Source organism: Phyllobacterium sp. 628, assembly GCF_014189505.1.
In the GTDB taxonomy this organism is placed as follows: domain Bacteria; phylum Pseudomonadota; class Alphaproteobacteria; order Rhizobiales; family Rhizobiaceae; genus Phyllobacterium.
Map to the genome: position 1 here is coordinate 1,735,376 of NZ_CP050301.1, position 21,103 is coordinate 1,756,478.

Annotated in this window: 16 protein-coding genes; 10 read left to right on the forward strand and 6 right to left on the reverse strand. The window is 55.1% G+C overall.

The genetic code is table 11. The features are described from left to right. Positions 1–10: 10 nt before the first annotated feature. Positions 11–1,306: a pitrilysin family protein gene (locus tag HB779_RS10120; RefSeq protein WP_188345573.1), complete on the reverse strand. Its 1,296-nt coding sequence runs from the start codon at positions 1,304–1,306 to the stop codon at positions 11–13. Beyond that, positions 1,307–2,713 (reverse strand): threonine synthase, encoded by a 1,407-nt coding sequence (gene thrC, locus HB779_RS10125; RefSeq protein ID WP_188345574.1) that lies wholly within the window; start codon positions 2,711–2,713, stop codon positions 1,307–1,309. Positions 2,714–2,840: 127 nt separating this feature from the next. On the opposite strand from thrC, the gene HB779_RS10130 reads away from it, so the two are divergent. Beyond that, the gene (locus tag HB779_RS10130; protein WP_371823919.1) at positions 2,841–3,437 is read left to right on the forward strand and encodes a hypothetical protein; all 597 of its coding nucleotides are present in this window, start codon (positions 2,841–2,843) and stop codon (positions 3,435–3,437) included. 85 nt (positions 3,438–3,522) lie between these two features. On the opposite strand, the gene HB779_RS10135 is transcribed toward HB779_RS10130, so the two are convergent. Further along, positions 3,523–4,209: an HAD family phosphatase gene (locus tag HB779_RS10135; RefSeq protein ID WP_188345575.1), complete on the reverse strand. Its 687-nt coding sequence runs from the start codon at positions 4,207–4,209 to the stop codon at positions 3,523–3,525. Between the two features lie 208 nt (positions 4,210–4,417). On the opposite strand from HB779_RS10135, the gene HB779_RS10140 reads away from it, so the two are divergent. Further along, positions 4,418–5,551, forward strand: coding sequence for a site-specific DNA-methyltransferase (locus tag HB779_RS10140; protein WP_188345576.1), 1,134 nt, complete (start codon positions 4,418–4,420; stop codon positions 5,549–5,551). A gap of 87 nt (positions 5,552–5,638) precedes the next feature. Here HB779_RS10140 and HB779_RS10145 read toward each other — a convergent pair whose 3' ends face one another. Next, complete coding sequence (locus tag HB779_RS10145; RefSeq protein WP_188345577.1) at positions 5,639–6,250, reverse strand: HAD family phosphatase; 612 nt, start codon at positions 6,248–6,250, stop codon at positions 5,639–5,641. Then, positions 6,247–7,326 carry an A/G-specific adenine glycosylase gene (gene mutY / locus HB779_RS10150; RefSeq protein ID WP_188345578.1) on the reverse strand — a complete coding sequence of 360 codons (1,080 nt, stop codon included), beginning with the start codon at positions 7,324–7,326 and terminating at the stop codon, positions 6,247–6,249. The genes HB779_RS10145 and mutY overlap by 4 nt, the downstream gene beginning before the upstream one ends. An 86-nt stretch (positions 7,327–7,412) precedes the next feature. Here mutY and HB779_RS10155 point away from each other — a divergent pair, with 86 nt between their 5' ends. From HB779_RS10155 to HB779_RS10185, 7 genes are all read left to right on the forward strand, one after another. Continuing rightward, on the forward strand, positions 7,413–8,723 hold the full coding sequence (locus HB779_RS10155; protein WP_188345579.1) for an O-antigen ligase: 1,311 nt from the start codon (positions 7,413–7,415) through the stop codon (positions 8,721–8,723). Between the two features lie 28 nt (positions 8,724–8,751). Further along, a complete protein-coding gene (locus tag HB779_RS10160; RefSeq protein WP_188345580.1) occupies positions 8,752–9,726 on the forward strand; it encodes an SDR family NAD(P)-dependent oxidoreductase in 975 nt (324 codons plus the stop codon). Between the two features lie 36 nt (positions 9,727–9,762). Then, the gene (locus tag HB779_RS10165) at positions 9,763–10,263 is read left to right on the forward strand and encodes a DUF721 domain-containing protein (RefSeq protein ID WP_188345581.1); all 501 of its coding nucleotides are present in this window, start codon (positions 9,763–9,765) and stop codon (positions 10,261–10,263) included. Between the two features lie 140 nt (positions 10,264–10,403). Continuing rightward, complete coding sequence (locus HB779_RS10170) at positions 10,404–11,129, forward strand: DsbA family protein (protein ID WP_188345582.1); 726 nt, start codon at positions 10,404–10,406, stop codon at positions 11,127–11,129. Between the two features lie 69 nt (positions 11,130–11,198). Then, a complete protein-coding gene (smc, locus tag HB779_RS10175) occupies positions 11,199–14,657 on the forward strand; it encodes a chromosome segregation protein SMC (protein WP_188345583.1) in 3,459 nt (1,152 codons plus the stop codon). Positions 14,658–15,008: 351 nt separating this feature from the next. After that, entirely contained in the window at positions 15,009–17,672 is a 2,664-nt protein-coding gene (ppdK, locus tag HB779_RS10180; protein WP_188345584.1) for a pyruvate, phosphate dikinase, read from the forward strand. Between the two features lie 107 nt (positions 17,673–17,779). Next, on the forward strand, positions 17,780–18,532 hold the full coding sequence (locus HB779_RS10185) for a polysaccharide deacetylase family protein (RefSeq protein ID WP_188345866.1): 753 nt from the start codon (positions 17,780–17,782) through the stop codon (positions 18,530–18,532). Between the two features lie 145 nt (positions 18,533–18,677). Here HB779_RS10185 and HB779_RS10190 read toward each other — a convergent pair whose 3' ends face one another. Further along, positions 18,678–19,790 carry a calcium:proton antiporter gene (locus HB779_RS10190; RefSeq protein WP_188345585.1) on the reverse strand — a complete coding sequence of 371 codons (1,113 nt, stop codon included), beginning with the start codon at positions 19,788–19,790 and terminating at the stop codon, positions 18,678–18,680. Positions 19,791–20,063: 273 nt separating this feature from the next. Between HB779_RS10190 and gnd the strand changes: the two genes are divergently transcribed. Beyond that, positions 20,064–21,086 (forward strand): phosphogluconate dehydrogenase (NAD(+)-dependent, decarboxylating), encoded by a 1,023-nt coding sequence (gene gnd / locus HB779_RS10195; RefSeq protein WP_188345586.1) that lies wholly within the window; start codon positions 20,064–20,066, stop codon positions 21,084–21,086. The last annotated feature ends 17 nt before the right edge of the window (positions 21,087–21,103 follow it).

Consider the following 21,103-nt stretch of genomic DNA (forward strand, 5'->3'; position numbering starts at 1 on the left):
CGTTACGCCGTTAGACCGCTATTTTTCGCGGGCTCGACGTTGCAGATGCCAATCCATGACGGATATCAGGGAATTTCATCAGTGGCGCAATCGGACCGACTGCAGCCAAGGTTGGCGTCGTGTCAATGAAAAGCCGCCCGGCAAGATCGGTCAGACGTTCTGTGGTGATCTTGGACAGGCGCTCCACCAGTTGTTCAGTGGAAACCGCATGGCCATAGAGCAGCATCTGACGGGCAATCTGTCCAGCGCGACTGGCTGCACTTTCATGCGACATCAAAAGGCTGGCGCGATATTGCGCCCGCGCACGGTTCAATTCGTCCTGACCGATGTTGCGGGCTGCTTCGTGCAACTCATTGATGATAACCGGGACCAGCTTCTTCAGGTGATTACGTCCGGTGGCTGCGTGAATACCGAACACGCCGGTGTCGGAAAAGCCCCAATGAAACGCATAGACCGAATAGCAAAGACCGCGTTTTTCGCGAACTTCCTGAAACAGGCGCGACGACATGCCGCCGCCGAGAATCATGGCAAGAAGCTGCGAGGCATAGAAATCACGGACGTGATAGGCGCGGCCCTCAAAGCCAAGAACGACCTGAGCGTCCATCAGTTCACGTTGTTCGCGGAAATCACCACCAACATAATGCGCAACATCCGCTTCGGGCGCTGTTGACTTCGCACGGAAAGAGCCTAGACGGTTTTCAACTTCGCGCACAAACTCGTCGTGTTTTACACCGCCAGCTGCGACAACGACCATGCGCTCCGCGCTGTACTGGTCATCCATATATTTGCGTAAATCCGCAGAGGAGAATGACTGAACGGTTTCAGGCGTTCCAAGGATCGTCCGGCCGATTGTCTGGTTTTGAAAAGCAGTCTCAGTGAACCGGTCGAACACAACGTCATCGGGCGTATCGTGCGCCGCACCGATTTCCTGCATGATCACGTTTTTTTCGCGCTCAAGCTCCTCAGCATCGAATTTGGAACTGTTGAGGATATCAGCCAGGATATCGATAGCCAGCGGCATGTCATCGCGCAGAACACGCGCATAAAACGAGGTTGTTTCAACGCTGGTAGCAGCATTGATCTCGCCGCCTACATCTTCAATGTCAGCGGCAATTTTCCAGGCGGAACGGTTTTCCGTTCCCTTGAAAGCCATATGTTCGAGAAGATGGGCAATACCATGCTGATTGCTCGCCTCGTTACGTGATCCTGCCTTGACCCAGATGCCAAGGGCTACACTCTCCACATGCGGCATTGTCTCTGTCGCAATCGTCAAACCGTTGGAGAGGCGACTGATTTCAACGCCCATTCAAAGCTCCTTACTTGCCGCTCTTGAATGTCGGCTGACATACTCTTCCACATTTTTAAGGTCATTGGGAAGTACCGTATACTGTTCTTTTCGTTCCATGAGGTCCCCGAGCCAGAGCGGAAGGTCCGGATGCACACCGCTGGCCGCTTCCACAGCATCGGGAAATTTAGCTGGATGCGCGGTCGCTAGAACGACGCTGGGTGTGCCAGAGGAGACTTTTTCCCGCGCAACTTTGAGACCAATGGCTGAGTGCGGATCGAGGAGATACCCCGATTGCGCCAGAACGTCCTTGATCGCAACTGCAGTGTCGGCTTTTGTCGACCGTCCCGCGTCAAATTCAGCCCGGATTTTATCGAGAGGGCCGTTGGCGATTGTGAAGCTGCCCGATTGTTTCAAACCGTCCATGAGACGGCGCACTGCGCCCGCATCACGGTCGTGCGCTTCGAACAGCAGGCGCTCAAAGTTTGACGAAACCTGAATATCCATCGAGGGCGATGTCGTATGAAGGACGCCGCGCGTTTCATATTTTCCGGTTTCGATTGTTCGGGTCAAAATATCATTATCATTGGTCGCAATCACCAGCCGGTCAATGGGAAGGCCCATGCGTTTGGCTACATATCCGGCAAAAATATCGCCGAAATTGCCGGTCGGAACGGTGAACGAAACAGAGCGGTCCGGGCCGCCCAGCGAAAGCGCGGCTGTGAAATAATAAACGATCTGCGGCATAATCCGCGCCCAGTTGATCGAATTCACGCCGGAAAGCGAAAGCGAGTCGCGGAAATTCAGGTCGTTGAACATGCCTTTAACCAGCGACTGGCAGTCATCGAAATTTCCTTCAATGGCCAGTGCATGCACATTGGCAGCTGCGGACGTGGTCATTTGACGCTGCTGAACAGGCGAAACCCGGTTGTGAGGAAACAGGATGAAGATGTCAGTCCGGTCACGGTTGGCAAAGGCTTCGATCGCTGCGCCACCGGTGTCACCTGACGTGGCGCCGACAATGGTCGCCCGCTGGTCGCGTTTGGCAAGAATGTAATCCATAAGCCGCGCCAGAAGTTGCATGGCCACGTCTTTGAAGGCGAGTGTCGGACCATGAAAAAGCTCGAGCACGAATTCGTTGTGACCAGTTTGCACCAGAGGACATACGGCCTCGTGGCGGAACGTAGCGTATGCTTCGTGCACCATGCGTTCGAAATCGGCCTGATCAATATCACCGGCTATAAAAGGGGTGAGAACGTAAATCGCCACTTCCGCATAGCTCTTGCCGCGCAATGCGCGAATCTCATCAAGGGAAAATTGTGGAAAATCCTGCGGAAGATAGAGCCCCCCATCGCGCGCCAGACCGGCCAGAAGAGCATCGGAAAAGCCCAAAACAGGCGCTTCACCGCGGGTACTTGCATATTTCATATCATTCGCCTTTTGTGCCATGCTTGCGAGCCAGCCGAGTCCTGTGGCAGAAAGCTGGAAAGTACCGTCGCATTCTTACCTTACCGTTGGTATAGAACAGGTTCGTTCGTCAAGGAAAGTTCAGTTCATGAAGTCAGAAACATATAAACCTCTGCCCTTCTATCAACTTTGCGCCATGATTTTCGCTGTGGGCCTTGCAGGATGCTCCACAAGCGGTGGGGCCAAGGAAGCAGAAAAAACCGCAGCCACGCAAGCAGCGCAGGCGCGTATCACCGCCACTGAACTGACTGCATTTTGCCCATCGGTAACGATCCGTGAAGGCACAGCCATTTTCAACAATTATGGAAAAGCCGAAAAGGCTCCGCAAAACCTGATCTATCAGGCTTCCATTGCGGATCAATCCCGTTCCTGCCAACGCGGCGAGGGAACTATGACCATGAATGTTGCCATCTCCGGGAAAATTGTTCCTGGCCCCAAATTCAGTGCCGGTACAGTAACCATGCCAATTCGGGTGGCGGTCATGAACGGCTCGGATGTGGTTTATTCCAAGCTGAGCAGGCAGCCGATTTCCGCGACAGATACCAGCGCGGCCTCCCAGTTTATTTTTAATGATCCTAATGTCAGCTTCCCAACGCCAGCCACCAAAAATGTGCAGGTATTTATCGGCTTTGATGAAGGCCCGGATGATACCGCAGCCAAGGCAAAGCCAAAGAAGAAGAAATAAACCAGCTGACGAATCGTGAGCGGTTCTATTTTGAAGGGGAGGGCACCATAAGCGGTGCCCTTTTATTTTGTGCCGTCTTTGAAAATCAGACCGCCTCTGACCATACGGTCATTGCCTGAATTACAGCAGGCAGATCGCGGTGGCGGCTGATGACGGTTTCGGCACCAGCATCCGTCAGTTTGTCGGCATGGCCAGGATAAGTATGCGCCCCGCCGGTAAATCCGATAACGCGCATCCCTGCCGTTGAAGCCGCATGCACGCCATGGGCCGAATCTTCGATCACGATGCAGCAGGCCGGATCAACATTGAAATGTTTCGCGGCGTACAGGAAGACGTCAGGCGCAGGCTTTGCCTTTTTGGTCCCTACTTCACGTGCCGAGAAAATATTGGGAGCGAAAGTATCGTAGAGCGTGCTCTGCTCCAGCATCATTTTCAAGGACGCGCTGTTCGAGTTCGAAGCTATGCACTTCGGGTATTTCAGCGCTGCGGCGACCTGCTCGATGTCGTCAATAACGTTCAGCTCATTGCGCAGCTTTTGATCCATCTGACGCGCGGATTCTTCAATCAAAGAGGCCGAGATCGGTACACCAGATTCCTTTTCCACCTGAATCAGAATGTCCGTCCAGGTGAGGCCGGCAAAACGCTCGGCAATGGCTTCCGGCTCAATCGGATAGCCCGACTCCGTCAACAATCTTGATTCGACTTCGGCGGCCAGTATCTCTGAATCAACGAGCACGCCATCGCAGTCGAAAATAATCAGCTGGGGTTCCATTACGTCATACCTGTTCGTGAAAAATGGCTGCAATGCACAGCTTTGGGTCAAGTTTGGGGGATTACCGGCATCGACTACACCCTTATTGGCTAGGCGTCAAAGAAAAGCGCCTGGTTTTCGATCACGGATTTCGTGATGCCTTAACGCGATGTTTACCCTGCTCGGTAACCATAAGGTCAGTAACGCGTCTCCAGTAATCGAGTATCCCATGTCCGTTGTTCGTCTCGTCAATGACCTGCCCCAGGCTGCACCGCAATCTTCCTGGCTCGACACGATTCTGAAAGGCGACTGTGTTGCCGCTCTCAATCGGCTTCCCGATCATTCGATCGACGTCATCTTCGCCGATCCTCCCTACAATCTGCAACTTGATGGCGATCTGCATCGCCCCGATCAGTCAAAGGTCGATGCTGTTGATGACCATTGGGACCAGTTCGACAGCTTTCAAGCTTACGATGCCTTTACCCGCGCATGGCTGCTTGCCTGCCGCCGCGTGCTGAAACCAAATGGCACGATCTGGGTTATCGGCTCCTACCACAACATTTTCCGCGTCGGCGCTTCAATGCAGGATCTCGGTTTCTGGATGCTCAATGACGTCATCTGGCGGAAAAATAATCCGATGCCAAATTTCCGTGGGCGCCGCTTCCAGAATGCGCATGAGACCATGATCTGGGCGTCGCGCGACCAGAAGAGCAAGGGTTACACCTTCAACTATGAAGCAATGAAGGCTGCCAACGATGATTTGCAGATGCGATCCGACTGGCTGTTTCCCATTTGCACCGGTACGGAGCGTCTGAAAGATGAGAATGGCGACAAGATCCACCCAACGCAAAAGCCCGAGGCTCTGTTGGCCCGTATTCTCATGGCTTCATCCAAGCCCGGTGATATCATTCTCGATCCGTTCTTCGGATCAGGCACAACCGGTGCAGTCGCAAAACGCCTTGGCCGTCATTTTGTCGGCGTTGAACGTGAGCAGAAATATATCGACGCGGCAATGAGCCGGATCGCTTCTGTTGAGGAATTGGGCGGTGCCGAACTTAAGGTCATGACAAGCAAACGGGCCGAGCCGCGTGTTGCTTTCGGCAGCATCGTTGAATCCGGATTATTGATGCCCGGCGTTGTCCTTAGAGATGTGCGCCAGCGTCATGCGGCTATTGTTCGAGCTGATGGGACCGTATCCAGCAATGGTGATGCAGGATCAATCCATCGCATGGGCGCCAAGGTGCAGGGATTCGATGCCTGCAACGGCTGGACCTTCTGGCACTATGAGCACGAAGGAAAGCTGAAGCCGATCGATGATCTGCGCAAACAGGTCCGTGACGGCATGGCTTCTGCCGGCGGTTAATTCTGATCTGATCGGACGAGACCTCCAGTACCGCTCTGATCTCGAAACGCCCGGGGACAACCTCGGGCGTTTCGTCGTTCTGAAGCTTTATACGCGGATACCGAGGCGATTGAGATCAGCGCGCAATGTTTCTGGATTGATGAACTGGACGGACTGCCAGCCCGCCGCTTGCGCTCCAGCAACATTTTTGGCGCTGTCATCGATAAAAAGTGTTGCGGAAGGCTCGACGCCAAATGTTGCAACATGATGATCGTAAATCGCCCTGTCCGGCTTGACGAGACCGATATCGCCGGAAATGGTCACGCCGCGGCTTTCGGTCAGGAATGGAAAGCGTTCCCACGCTTCACGCAACGTGTCCGAAGCAAAGTTGGTCAACATCGTCACATCGTGCCCATCAGCAATGAGTTTGCGCATAATCACCACGCTGTCGTCGATCGAACCCGTGATCATCTTATGCCAGTTTTGCCGGAATGCACGAATGTGATGTTCCCTGTCAGGAAAGTCTTCAATCAGCAGAGCTTCGGCATCTGCCCATTTACGCCCACGATCCTGCTCGAGGTTCCAGTCATGGGTGCAGATATTGTCGAAGAACCATTTGCGTTCTGCTGCATCGGGGATGACACTTTGAAATGCGACATCAGGATCGTAGTGCAAAAGAACCTGTCCAATGTCGAAAACGATATGTTTGACGGGTGTCATTCCTCTTTCCTTCTTTTTTCAAAAGCATCAGGTATCGCGGCAGCAATGGCTTTTTTCATGACCGTCGGCAATGCCTCATTTTCCAGTTTTTCAACTTGAATCCACCAGCCATCCAGATTGTTTTGCTTTCGCACATTGTCTGCTTTGTAGATCGCAAGGCGTAGCTCAAAATGCGTAAAAACATGGACGATAGCGCCGCAAGGGGTCCAGTTTGCGTGAAATGGAGCCGCTTCAACACTTGTTTCGCCGTCAACACGGGATGTCCATGCTGTCGTAGGCACTTCGGTCATGCCGCCAAGCAATCCTGTCTGCTCACGCCCTCGTAGATAAACTTCGTCTTCCGATGAAATCGCGACAAAAGCAGCGCCGAAGCGGACCGGTTTCCCTTTCTTGGGTGCTTTGACCGGAAAGAGTTCGGGATCTGTGGTCTTCAAAGCCTCGCAATTGTCGTTGAGCGGACAAATGACGCAGGCTGGACGTTTGGGTGTGCAGATGGTCGCGCCGAGATCCATCATGGCTTGCGCAAAGTCGCCCGGGCGCTCGTTCGGTGTCAGAGCTTGCATCAATCTGCGAATCTCGGGCTTGGCTGCGGGCAGGGGCGTGCCAAAAGCATATAGCCTCGTGATGACTCGCTCGACATTGCCGTCGACAACAGCAGCCGGAATATCAAATGCTATCGATGCAATCGCCGCTGCAGTGTAGTCGCCAACACCCGGCAAGGATTTCAGTTCCACCAGATCGTCCGGAAAATGCCCGTCAAAATTTGCCACCACGATATCGGCGCATTTTTTCAGGTTGCGGGCGCGGGAATAATAACCAAGTCCAGCCCATGCCCGCATCACATCGTCCTGGCTGGCAGCAGCCAAGGCTCTAACACTCGGCCATTTGTGGGTAAATTTCAGAAAATACGGTTTTACGGCCTCGACAGTTGTTTGTTGAAGCATGATTTCAGACAGCCAGATACCATAAGGGTCAGCCACCATGCCGGACTTGCGATCATGCGGCGTTATTCGCCACGGTAAAATCCGGTGGTGATTATCATACCATCGGAGCAGTTCGGTCGTTATCGGTTGCATGAATTCAAAACTGCTTTACAGGGAAGTAGTGTGACATTTCTCACGGAACGGTTGCGAAAGTAAATTCGAGAACATTCGGAATCATAATGTTTCCTGCACAGTTGAAGAATGCCCTGCTGCTTCCCACAACGCGGCGTCTGATCGGAATCGATCGTAACAACCGCATTTTCACGTTTCTGTTTGCGCTCTTTCCAGGATTGTTGGTGAGCGGTACATCCGTGACCCTCGTCTGTGCGTTCCTTTGGGCTATCATTTCGCTGACGATAGGGCGCTATCCCTATCGCCTGACACGTGAAGACCGCATTATCGCATGGTTTTTCACGACGTATGTGCTGATCACAGCGTTCACGGCTGTTGTCAGTCCGAATCTAGGCAAAGGTGCGGAATATCTCTTGAAAATGATACCCTTTCTGGCTGTGTGGGCTGTTATCCCTCGCCTGAGGGTAAGTCTGGACGGTCGATTGTTCCCGTTTTTTGTGACTGGAGCGGGTATCGGCATGATCGGCGCGCTGATATTCAGCATCATCCAAATCTCGTTTTTTGCCGCGCGTGCATCGGGCGGCGCCGGTAACGCGGCAGTCTTCGGGCTCTTCACAGTTTTATTTGGCAGCATTTCCCTGCTCAATGCGCATTCCGACAGCAGAACCGAGCGCGTGATTGCTATTGCTGGTTTTACGTGCGGATTGATATGCGCCTTCCTGTCAGGCACGCGGTCTGCGTGGCTGGTTATTCCCTTTCATTGCGCAATATTGTTCTGGTATCTGCGTGGACAAACGCTGCCGAAGATCAACCGGACCGTAAAGTTCCTTATGGCTCTGTTGCTTCTCGTGGTGATTTTGGCCGCTGCTCCCAAGGTCGTTGAACGATATGAAGCGCTGCAATCTGACATCGTCCAACTTGACGAGCAGCCCGACAGTGTGAGTTCCCTGAGCGCTCGCCTGTTGCTTTGGCGCGGTGCTGAAACGGCGTTTCTTGCCTCTCCAATCATCGGGCAAGGGCCTCAAAATCGAATGACGTCAGTCAACGAGGCTTTGGGCCTGCCAGTCGAAAAATATATGACCTTCACGCATGTTCATAACGGATTTCTGAACGCCGCCGTCGATGGCGGTGTGCTCGGTATTCTCGCACTGCTCCTATTGCTTTCGACACCCATTGTTGCGGCAAGATTGAAAAAAGCCGGGCCAGGGCGTGACCTGATGACGGCACTCTCACTGCTTCTCGTTACGAGTTACGTGATTACCGGTATGTTTGGCATCATGTTTGGTCATGATGCGACCGATGCGGTATTTATTTATCTGACGCTTCTCATTTGTTCAGTTTCCGGCACTATGCCATCCCTGTCGATACGCCAACTGGCAGATCAAGCTGAAGAAGACAAAGCCGCGTTGGCTGCGTGAGAACAAGCGTTTAGGATAAAATATTGAAATGAAGGCAATTGTTACCGGAGCGGCCGGCTTTATCGGTTTTCACGTTACCAAGCGGTTGGCGAAGGAAGGCTTCGAAGTCGTCGCGATCGACAATCTGAATGATTATTATCAGGTGGCTCTTAAAGAGACCCGGCTGTCTGCCCTTGAAGGGCAAGCCAATATCCGCTTTGTGCGCGCAAATGTTGTAAATCCTCATGAATTTCGTGCCGCGATTGGCAATGATCTTGATGCGGACGTTATTGTTCACCTCGCAGCCCAGGCAGGTGTCCGTTACTCGGTCGAAAATCCAGCTGCCTATGTGGATGCCAATGTTCATGGTCAGGTGACTGTTTTCGAACAGGCGCGTGTCATGCCCAAGCTGCCGCCCATCGTTTATGCAAGCTCATCTTCGGTTTATGGCGCCAATACCAAAGTGCCTTTTTCCGAGGATGATCCGGTCAACAATCCGGTTTCAGTCTATGCTGCGACAAAGCGGTCGGCTGAACTGCTGGCTTACTCCTACGCGCATGTTCATAAGATCGTATCGACAGGCCTGCGGTTCTTTACCGTTTACGGGCCTTATGGTCGCCCTGACATGGCGCCTTGGCTGTTTACCGATGCCATTTCAAAGGGTGAGCCAATCAAGGTTTATAATCACGGCAAAATGGCGCGCGATTTTACCTTTATCGATGATATCGTCAGTGGTGTGCTTGGCGCTGTAAAACGAATTCTGGCTGACCCGGCGGGAACAGCTCCGGTCTATAATCTTGGTAATAACAATCCCGTCGCGCTTATGCGCTTTATCGAGATTATCGAGCAGGCTGTTGGCCGTGAGGCGATAAAGCAGTTCGAGCCGATGCCTCCTGCTGACGTCGAGCGCACCTATGCCGACATCAGCCTCGCCACGCGCGATCTGGATTTTTGCCCCAAGACTTCGCTGGAAGAGGGTATACCTTTGTTTGTTGAGTGGTTTCGCGGTTACAATGGCCGTTAAAAATCAAGTCACTGACTCGTCAGGCAATTGAAAACCATGAGTGATGATCGCAGGAAAAAGGGTTTCCGGCCCTTGGCTGACCCCGCATCAGGTATTCTCGACCCGGTCTTGCGCAAACGCGCAGGAATTACGATTGAGCTTGTGCAAGCATGGGAAGAGGTTGTTGGGCCTGCCCTGGGTGATCAATCCCGGCCGTTGAAGCTTCTTTGGCCGCGGCGAGCCCATGAGGACGATCCGTTTCAGCCGGCAACGCTTGTCATTGCCTGTCAGGGATTTACCGCAATGCGCATCCAGCATGAAACCGGAGAGATTATCAGCCGCGTCAATGCATTTCTGGGTTTTGCCGCCGTTGGCCGCATCAAGATCGAGCAGAAAGCCATAACAATGCCCGCACCAAAGCGGCGGGCTTTACCGCCGGTCGATGCGGAAACCAGGGGTAAGATCAGCCGCGTGGTCGAGGCGATTGAAGATGACAGTCTTCGCGAAGCACTGGAGCGTCTTGGCCAAAACATTCACGCCGAAAAAATAAAACGCTGAATGGCGCATTTGCTTGATTTCATTCCGGTTCAGATCACGAAAAATTCAAAGACAGACGGCCCGCTCTGCCTTAAAGAGGCTGACATAGGGCTCTAGTGAGTCAATTCCTGCATAATCAACACCGGAGACAGGTGATCCTTATGACCGACATGCTGACACGCCGAAATATTCTGACCCTTGCTGCCGTTTCGACAGCAGCGCTTGCCGCGTCTGCGGGCAGCCAGGCATGGTCGGAAGATGCGGCAAAGCCCGCTGCTGATGCCGCAACGCCCGTTCCAGGTACGCCAGCCGACGTTAAGATCCCTGATTCAGCCGGTAAGGTTGATCCCGCCAAGCTCCTGGAGCCGGGCCCGCTGAAAGATATCGTCATGGGCAAGGCCGACGCGCCGGTAACGATCATCGAATATGCTTCGATGACCTGCCCGCATTGCGCGCATTTCACGGTTGCGACGCTTCCGACGATTAAGGAAAAGTACATCGACACGGGCAAAGCCAAGCTCATCTTGCGCGAATTCCCGTTCGATCCGCGTGCAGCAGCAGCCTTCATGCTGGCGCGTTGCGCACCTGAAGAGCGCTATTATCCGCTAGTTGAAGTTCTGTTCAAACAGCAGGAACAGTGGGCTGCATCGGCAAATGCCGTCGAACCTTTGATGCAAATCTCTAAATTGGCCGGTTTTACACAGGAGTCGTTCAACGCTTGCTTGACGAACCAAAAACTTCTGGATGATGTGAATGCATCGCGTGACCGCGGAGCCAAGGATTTCGGAGTGAATGCTACACCGACATTCTTCATCAACGGCACGAAATATGCAGGAGCCCTATCGGTTGACGAAATGTCAGCGATTATTGACGGTCTACTCAAATAACTGCCTGTTGAATAACGGCGGGTGCTTTTGTGCGCCCGCCATTCCGGTGTTTTGCAGGAAGGGCATCTGATGCGCTTTACAAAACTCCGCGTTCTTGGTTTCAAATCCTTCGTTGAGCCAGCAGAATTCGTGATTGAAAGCGGGCTGACCGGTGTTGTCGGCCCCAATGGCTGCGGCAAGTCAAATCTTGTCGAAGCGCTGCGCTGGGTTATGGGCGAAAGCTCCTATAAGAACATGCGCGCGTCCGGCATGGATGACGTGATTTTCTCCGGTTCTGGTACGCGCCCATCGCGCAACACCGCCGAAGTCACACTTTTCCTCGACAATCATGATCGCAGTGCACCGGCAACGTTCAACGATGCTGATGAATTGCAGGTTTCACGCCGTATTGAGCGCGAGGCAGGGTCGGTTTACCGCATCAATGGCAAGGATGCCCGCGCCAAGGATGTGCAATTATTGTTTGCCGATCAGTCGACCGGCGCCCGGTCGCCTTCGATGGTCGGGCAGGGGCGTATTGGCGAACTGATACAGGCCAAACCGCAGGCCCGGCGGGCGCTTCTCGAAGAAGCGGCCGGAATTTCCGGACTTCACACCCGCCGCCATGAGGCTGAACTGCGCCTCAGGGCAGCAGAGCAAAACCTTGAGCGCCTCGAAGACGTTGTTGGTGAGCTTGAAACCCAAATCGAGAGCCTGAAGCGGCAATCACGCCAAGCCAATCGCTTCAAAAGCCTATCAGCGGATATACGCCGCTCCGAAGCTATTCTGCTGCATCTGAAATGGACCGTTGCGAAGGCTCAGGAAGCAGAAGCGCAATCAGCATTGTCGGTTGCCACCTCAGGTGTTGGTGATTTTGCCCAGGTTCAGATGAATGCCGCCAAGGAACAGGCGATTGGTGCACACAAATTACCTGATCTGCGTGAAGCGGAAGCCAAGGCTGCCGCCGCATTGCAGCGCCTGACAATTGCCCGCTCGCAGATTGAAGAAGAAGCACAGCGCATTCGTGCACGGCAATCCGAACTGGAAAAGCGCCTGGCGCAGTTCGCCGCCGATATTGGCCGTGAAGAGCAAATGGTCCGCGACAATGCCGATATTCTAGCTCGTCTGGATACAGAAGAACGTTCGCTCAATGGCGATAACGCCAATGCGGGTGAACGTGAGCTTGAGACACGTGCGGAGTTTGAGCGTGCAGATGCCAAGCTGAAAGAAAGTGAAGCGGCGCTTGCCAAGGTAACAGCTGAACGCGCCGAGGCGTCCGCCGAGCGGGCGCAGATCGAGCGCAACTTGCGTGAAAGTGCCGAGCGTCGTGATCGGCTTGTTCGCCAGATGGCTGATGTCGAACGCGATCTGTCTGCAATTATTGCGCAAATTGCCGGGCTGGCTGATCCAATTGAAAAACAGTCGCTGGTCGAGGTGGCTGAAGCCACACTGGAACAGGCGGAGGAAACTGTTCTGACTGCGGAAGCTGCGGTTGAAAGCGCCCGCAAGCAAGAAGCTGAATTGCGCCAGCCATTGCAGGATGCCCGCAGCGATCTCAATCGCATCGAAACTGAAGCCCGTACCTTGGCCAAAATGATCAATGTCGGCGGTTCAGACCTGTTTCCGGCAGTGGTTGAAGCGGTCAAGGTTGAAAAAGGCTTTGAAATTGCCCTTGGTGCGGCCTTGGGCGAGGATTTGGATGCGCCCGTTGATCGCAGTTCTCCGGTTTTCTGGGGTGACGTTGATTCGACGAGTGATGATCCAACGCTCCCTTCCGGACTCCAGTCCCTGGCAAGTGTCGTCAAAGCTCCGCACCAGCTTGCCCGCCGCCTCGCCCAGATCGGAATCGTTGATGAGGCGGATGGATCGCGCCTGCAGGCATCGTTGAAGCCGGGACAGCGTTTGGTGAGCCGGTCTGGTGCGCTGTGGCGCTGGGATGGTTACACGGCAAGCGCTGATGCGCCGACACCCGCAGCCCAGCGTCTGGCGCAAAAGAACCGTTTGGCTGAACTGGATATTGAAGTGGTCGAAGCGACCAAGCAACTGCGTGAAGCCGAAGCAGCAGTAGCTACGGCGGAAGCCTCGGTGCGCCAGTCGGTTGAAAACGAGCGCACGGCGCGTGAGCATTGGCGGAACATGCAGCGCGCGGTCAGCGACGCTCGTGAAGCACTTGCCGCCGCCGAACGCGCTGCGGGACAGCTTTCGAGCCGCCGCGCCGCTCTGGATGAAGGCAAGGCCAGGCTGGCCGAAACGCTTGAAGAAACGCAAGAGCAGTTCCTTGAAGCGGAAGATCGCTTGGCACACGCTATTGATCTTGAGGAAGTCACGATCCGGCTGACGCATCTGACAGCCGAAGTCATGACCGATCGTGCCGCTCTGGCCGAAGCGCGGGCTGTGCATGAAGGTCTGCGCCGCGAGGCGGAAAACCGCATGCGCCGGCTTGAATCCATCGGTTTCGAGCGCAAGAGCTGGAATGATCGGGCTCAGAATGCCGATCGCCAGATTCAATCCCTGTCCGAGCGGCGTCAGGAAGCCGAAGAAGAGTTTGCCGATCTGGTCGATGCGCCGGACGAAATTGCCGAACGTAACCGGGCCTTGCTGTCACAATTGTCCCAGGCAGAGGCGCTGCGCAAGGAAGCCGGTGACCGGCTGGTTGTCGCGGAAACCAGACAACAGGAACTCGATCGGGCTGCCACCGATGCCATTCAGGCTCTTGCCACGGCGCGCGAGGGCCGGGCACGTTCAGAGGAACGGCTTGCCGCGGCGCAGGAGCGGCGCAAGGAAGCGGAAACGCGTATCGCCGAGGCACTGAACTGTGCACCGCATGAAACCATGAAGCTGACCGGCCTTGGCCCTAATGACCCGTTGCCGGATGTAGATGCGACTGAACGCAACCTCGAACGGCTCAAGATTGAGCGGGAGCGCTTGGGCGCGGTGAATTTGCGCGCTGAAGAAGAGCAGGAAGAGCTGTCTGCACGGCTTGAAGCCATTGTCAGTGAGCGTGAAGATATTATCGAAGCGGTCAAAAAACTGCGTCAGGCGATCCAAAGCCTCAACCGCGAAGGGCGCGAGCGCTTGCTGGCGGCGTTTGAAGTGGTCAATACCCAGTTCCAGCGGCTGTTCACCCATCTCTTTGGCGGTGGTACCGCAGAACTGCAATTGATTGAGTCGGAAGATCCGCTGGAAGCTGGCCTTGAAATTCTGGCCCGCCCGCCCGGCAAGAAGCCGCAGACCATGACACTGCTTTCCGGCGGCGAGCAGGCCTTGACGGCTATGGCGTTGATTTTCGCAGTGTTTTTGACCAATCCGGCACCGATTTGCGTGCTCGACGAAGTCGACGCGCCGCTCGATGACCATAATGTTGAGCGTTTCTGTAATCTGATGGACGAGATGGCAGCGTCCACCGAAACACGATTTGTCGTCATCACGCATAATCCCATCACCATGGCACGCATGAACCGCCTGTTTGGCGTCACCATGGCCGAACAGGGTGTCAGCCAGCTGGTATCTGTTGATCTTCAGACTGCGGAACAGCTGCGCGAAGCAAGCTAAGATCAAATTCCTTGATGAAATCTGGTAATCTGCTTTTGCGTGGTTCGACAAGCTCACCATGAGAGAGAGTGAAGCTCTTCACGTGTGGGAATGAAGATTGCGGGCCGCTATGTTCTACAATGTTTGCGATTAGCCTTGCAGCACCGCTCTCCCTCATGGTGAGCTTGTCGAACCACGGACCAGTCAACCCGCTCAACACTCCTTCAAGCTTGAAATGACGAAGGATTTCAACGATTAACGCGGATTGACTCTGCTAATCGATTTGAATGGTGCGATGCAGCATTTTTTGATGGTGCTTGATCCGGCTATCGAATAGACCTTCTAGCAAGTTTAGCGGCATGGGAGGCTGCAATGGTGAAATGGGTCTATACATTCGGTGATGGCAAGGCAGAAGGTTCTGCCAGCGACCGTAATCTTCTGGGTGGCAAAGGCGCCAATCTGGCCGAGATGTGCGCGCTTGGCCTGCCAGTCCCGCCCGGATTCACCATTACATCCGATGTCTGCACGTGGTTTTATGAAAATGGCCGCCGCTATCCTGATACACTCGAAGCGGATGTCAAAAAGGCGCTGGGCCATATTGCTGCTGTAACCGGCCGCAATTTCGGTGATCAGGAAAAGCCGCTGCTGGTTTCGGTGCGTTCCGGTTCGCGAGCCTCGATGCCGGGCATGATGGACACTGTCCTCAATCTCGGTCTCAATGATCAGACGGTCGAAGCGATTGCCCGCGAATCCGGCGATCCGCGCTTTGCCTATGACAGCTACCGCCGCTTCATCCAGATGTATTCCGATGTGGTGATGGGGCTGGATCATTCAGTCTTCGAAGAAATTCTTGAAGATACCAAAGCGAACTTGGGCCACGAGATCGATACAGCACTGAGTGCCGACGACTGGAAGGGCATTATCGCCCTCTACAAGGCCAAGATTGAAGAAGAGCTGGAAGAACCATTCCCGCAAGAGCCGGAAAAACAGCTGTGGGGCGCGATTGGTGCTGTTTTCTCGAGCTGGATGAACGCGCGGGCGATAACCTATCGCCGTCTGCACAGCATACCGGAAAGCTGGGGCACGGCCGTCAATATTCAGGCCATGGTTTTCGGCAATATGGGCGAGCGTTCGGCGACGGGCGTTGCATTCACGCGTAACCCGTCGACGGGCGAAAAGAAGCTCTACGGCGAGTTTCTGGTCAATGCACAGGGTGAAGACGTGGTTGCGGGCATCAGAACGCCGCAAAACATCACCGAAGACGCTCGGATTGCCGCCGGATCTGACAAGCCCTCGCTGGAAAAGCTGATGCCGGCGGCGTTTGCCGAGTTCTGTGCGGTCTCGGACCGGCTGGAAAAGCACTATACCGATATGCAGGATCTCGAATTCACTATCGAGGACGGTAAGCTGTGGATGCTGCAGACGCGCTCCGGTAAGCGGACAGCCAAGGCCGCACTGAAAATTGCTGTCGAAATGGCCAATGAGGGGCTTATTTCGCAGCAGGAAGCGGTTTTGCGCATCGATCCGGCTTCTTTGGACCAGCTTTTGCACCCAACCATTGATCCATCAGCCAAGCGCAACGTGATCGGCAGCGGTCTGCCGGCATCGCCAGGCGCGGCAACCGGAGAGATCGTATTCTCGTCGGAAGATGCCGAACAGCTGAAATCCGAGGGCCGCAAGGCCATTCTAGTGCGGATTGAGACAAGCCCTGAAGACATTCACGGTATGCACGCGGCGGAGGCCATTTTGACCACTCGTGGCGGCATGACCAGTCACGCTGCAGTCGTGGCGCGCGGCATGGGCAAGCCCTGCGTTTCCGGTGCGGGTTCGCTGCGGGTTGACTACCGCAACGAAACGCTGCTTGCGGCGGGTATCCTATTGAAAAAAGGCGATATTATCACCATTGATGGTGGTATCGGACAGGTGCTGAAAGGTGCCGTTCCCATGCTACAGCCGGAGTTTTCGGGTGACTTCGCCAAGATCATGGAGTGGGCCGACAAGACGCGCCGCATGAAGGTGCGCGCCAATGCAGAAACCCCCAACGATGCACGCATGGCGCGTTCCTTTGGTGCAGAAGGTATCGGCCTTTGCCGCACTGAACACATGTTCTTTGATGGTGAGAGGATTATAGCCATGCGCGAGATGATTCTTGCTGACAGCGAGAAGGGCCGCCGCGCCGCGCTAGATAAGCTGCTACCCATGCAACGTGCGGATTTCAAAGAGCTTTTCGAAATCATGAATGGTCTTCCCGTGACCATTCGCCTGCTCGATCCGCCGCTGCATGAGTTCCTCCCGAAGACCGAGGAAGAGATAGCGGAAGTTGCGGCTGCCATGAAAATCAGCCCGGATAAGTTGCGCGAACGAACGGATAGTTTGCACGAATTCAACCCGATGCTGGGACATCGCGGTTGCAGACTGGCCATTTCCTATCCCGAAATTGCCGAGATGCAGGCGCGGGCTATTTTCGAAGCTGCACTGCAGGCCGCAAAGGTCACCGGAGCGCCGGTCGAGCCGGAAATCATGGTGCCTCTGGTCGGCCTTCGTGCTGAGCTTGATTTCGTCAAAGCACGCATCGATGCGGTTGCGGCCGATGTGATGAAGGAGGCGGATATCAAGGTCAACTACCTCGTCGGCACGATGATCGAGTTGCCGCGTGCGGCAGTGCGCGCGCATTCCATCGCCGAAGTCGCTGAGTTTTTCTCTTTTGGTACCAATGACTTGACGCAAACGACCTTCGGCATTTCCCGTGACGATGCATCGGCTTTCCTCATGACCTATCAGATGAAAGGCATCATCGAGCAGGACCCGTTCGTCTCGATTGACGTGGACGGTGTGGGCGAATTGGTGCGCATTGCGGTGGAAAAGGGCAGGGCAACCCGGCCCGGTATCAAGCTTGGCATTTGCGGCGAACATGGCGGCGATCCGGCATCGATACACTTCTGTGAAGAGACCGGTCTTGACTATGTGTCGTGCTCGCCGTTCCGGGTGCCGATCGCCCGTCTGGCGGCCGCTCAAGCTTCGGCAAAGCAAAAGTGAGAGTCATGAAGGACGTGGATTTCTCATTTTAGCCACAATTCAAACGGCGTGCCTCATTTTTGACTCGGTGTAAGCGTGTATCTGCGCCGAAAATCAGGACAGAAAACATCGTGCGTACCGCTACCGCCATTATTGCCGCTCTCCTTCTTGTCGCGCCAGCAAAACTGGTGGCGGCCGGAGAGCATGCGCCTTTCGTTGAACCCAAATTGTACGTTGCCAAGGGTGGGCCGGCCGCGCCGCAAGTGGCGCTGACACTCGATGCCTGCATGGGGCAGACCGACCTGCGCATTCTCGATACGCTGGTCCAGAATCGCATTCCCGCAACCATTTTTGTTACAGCCCGCTGGCTGCGCAAAAATGCTGAAGCGCTGGCCATCATGAAAGCGCATCCGGATTTGTTCGAGCTAGAAAACCACGGCCTCAACCATGTTCCTGCAATAGACAACCAGCCGACCATGTTTGGTTTGAAGACAGCGGGAACGGAAGCAGCTATCCGCACCGAGATTCAGGGCGGGGTCGATGCCATGGTGACGGCGTCCATTGCCAAGCCGGTCTGGTATCGCGATGCCACTGCCCGCTACAGCGACAATGCCATCCGGCTTATCCACGATATGGGCTATCGGGTCGCCGGTTACTCGCTCAACGCGGATATGGGCGCATCGCTGATGGCCGGACAGGTGGAGAAGCGTATCTCTGCTGCAAAAGATGGTGACGTGATTATCGCCCACATCAACCAGCCAAGCCGTGCTGCTGGCGCAGGCGTTGCCAAGGGCATTCTCGCTCTGCAGCAAAAGGGCTTTCGCTTTGTCCGCCTGCAGGATGTGACGGTTTCCGCCCAGCCGGTGCATTCCGGGGTTTGAGAGCTAAAGAATTCGCTCCCACCCTCCCCACGGAGGGGGAGGGTAAGTGGTTGTGCCTTCTGGGGCTTTTGGCACTCCTCAACGCGTCACAACCGCCCGAAAGCCATGCCGCCCTGCGCCAAGCGCCAGCAACACCTGCTGCAAATCAAGGGCTGAAAATCAGCACGATATAGACGAAGAAGATCATCAGGTGCACCGCGCCTTCCAGCACTGTTGTTCGCAGGCCGGAAAAGGTTAGGGTGCTGAGAATAAGGGTTACAGCCAGCAGCGTCATTTCGGTGGATGACAGGCCAAGGATGGCTGTCTGTCCGGTGAACAGGCTGATGGCGAGCACGGCGGGTACGGTCAGGCCAACGGTCGAGGTCGCCGCGCCAAGGCAAAGATTGACCGCACGCTGCAACTCGTTGCCGGAAACAGCGCGCAGCGCGGTGATGGCTTCCGGCGTGAAGACGATGGCTGCAATCAGCAGACCACCCAGCGCTGTCGGTGCGCCAAAGCTGGCAATGCCATGATCCAGCAGGGATGCCAGACTTTTCGACAGCAGTACGATCGGCAGGATATTCAAAACCAGCAGCAATGTGTGGCGGCCAATGGCACCCTTGGCCGGCTTTTTGCGTGGCAGCTCCTCCTCGGGTGCAACTTCCGGCAGAGTTTCGTCGCCCTTGGGATAGACGAAGAAGCTGCGGTGCCGCCCGGTCTGCAACACAAGGAATATGACATAGAGCGCAATGGTGAACACCGAGAAGAATATCGACTGGACCATGGTCAGCGAACCATTCGTGGTCGATGTGGTGAAATTCGGCAGAATAAGCGGGATGACCGTCAATGGAATGATGACGATGAGATAAGCCGCTGCGCCTTGCAGATTATAGCCCTGCTGGCGGTAGCGAATGCCGCCGATGAACAGCCCAAGCCCGACAACACCATTGAGCACGATCATCAGCACGGCGAACATCGTATCGCGGCCAAGCGTCGGTGCATCGGAACTCAGCATGACGGCGCTGATCAGCACCACTTCGATGATGACAATGGACAGGGTGAGAATGAGTGTTCCGAGTGGTTCGCCGAGAATCTCCGCGAGTTCCTCTGCCTCGTGCACCACACCGAAGGCGGCCCAGATGATGACGCCGAACAACCAGACAAACAAAAGTGTGGCTTTCGTCACCGAGCCCAGATCGGCCATCCAGCCATATCCAAACACGAGGAATGCCCCCACTGTTGCCCATGCTACAACTAGCCTGATCCATCCGGTTGTCATTCGTACTCCTTTATGCGTCATCACGTGCCAAAATCATTCCTGGCAGCTATACAGCATATTCCCGGCAATTTTTCGATTTTCTATGCTGGATCAATGATTTCACGGATTTTTTATGCGTGTGTTTTGGTCGAAAACCGCTCATTCACGCGCTTATGACGCATCGCTCGCTTGTGCACGAGGGCCGCTCTGCCTAACTTGCCGTTGACCATTGATCACACGGGAGAATCCCTTGAGGGATTCCATATCGATTGCAAACACTCCAAGGAGAATGAAATGCAGCTTGGCATGATTGGGTTGGGGCGCATGGGCGCCAATATGGCGGAGCGCCTGATGAAGCGCGGTCACGCGCTGGTGGTGAACGATACCCGCGCCGAGAGCATGGTGGAATTGCAGAAGCAGGGCGCGACGGGAACCGTTGTACTGAAAGAATTTGTATCGATGCTGGCCAAGCCGCGCGCCGTCTGGCTGATGCTGCCTGCTGCTGTTGTCGACAAGGTTATTGCCCAGCTGGTGCCTCTCCTGGAAGAAGGCGATATCATCATTGATGGCGGCAATTCCTATTATCACGATGACATAAGGCGGGCGGGTGAACTGAAGGCCAAGGGCCTGCATTATGTCGATGTCGGCACCAGTGGCGGCGTGTTCGGGCTGGAGCGCGGCTATTGCCTGATGATCGGCGGCGAGAAGCCTGTCGTCGAGCATCTGTCGCCGATCTTTGCCTCGCTGGCGCCGGGTGGCAATGACGTCAATGCGCAGCCTGTTGCTGTTGCAGGCAAGAGCACGTCGGAGCTGGGTTATCTGCATTGCGGCGCCAATGGTGCCGGGCATTTCGTCAAGATGGTGCATAATGGCATCGAATACGGGCTGATGGCAGCCTATGCGGAAGGGCTGAACATTCTGCGCAATGCGGACATTGGCTTGCGCACGCACGAGGTCGATGCGGAAACCACACCGCTGCTGCACCCGGAGCATTATCAATACAGTTTCGATCTGCCGCAGATTGCCGAAGTCTGGCGGCGTGGCAGCGTCATCAGCTCATGGCTGCTCGATCTGACTGCCGATGCGCTGCACGACGATCCGACGCTATCGAATTTCCAGGGCCGCGTCTCAGATTCGGGTGAGGGCCGCTGGACGGCGATTGCCGCCATCGACGAAGCGGTGCCGACACCGGTGCTGAGCGCTGCCCTGCAGGAACGCTTCAGTTCGCGCGGCAATGCGGATTTCGCCAATAAGGTGCTGTCCGCCATGCGCAGCGAATTTGGCGGGCACGTGGAAAAGCCAGCACCCAAAGCCTAGAGGGCCAATCCAGACCC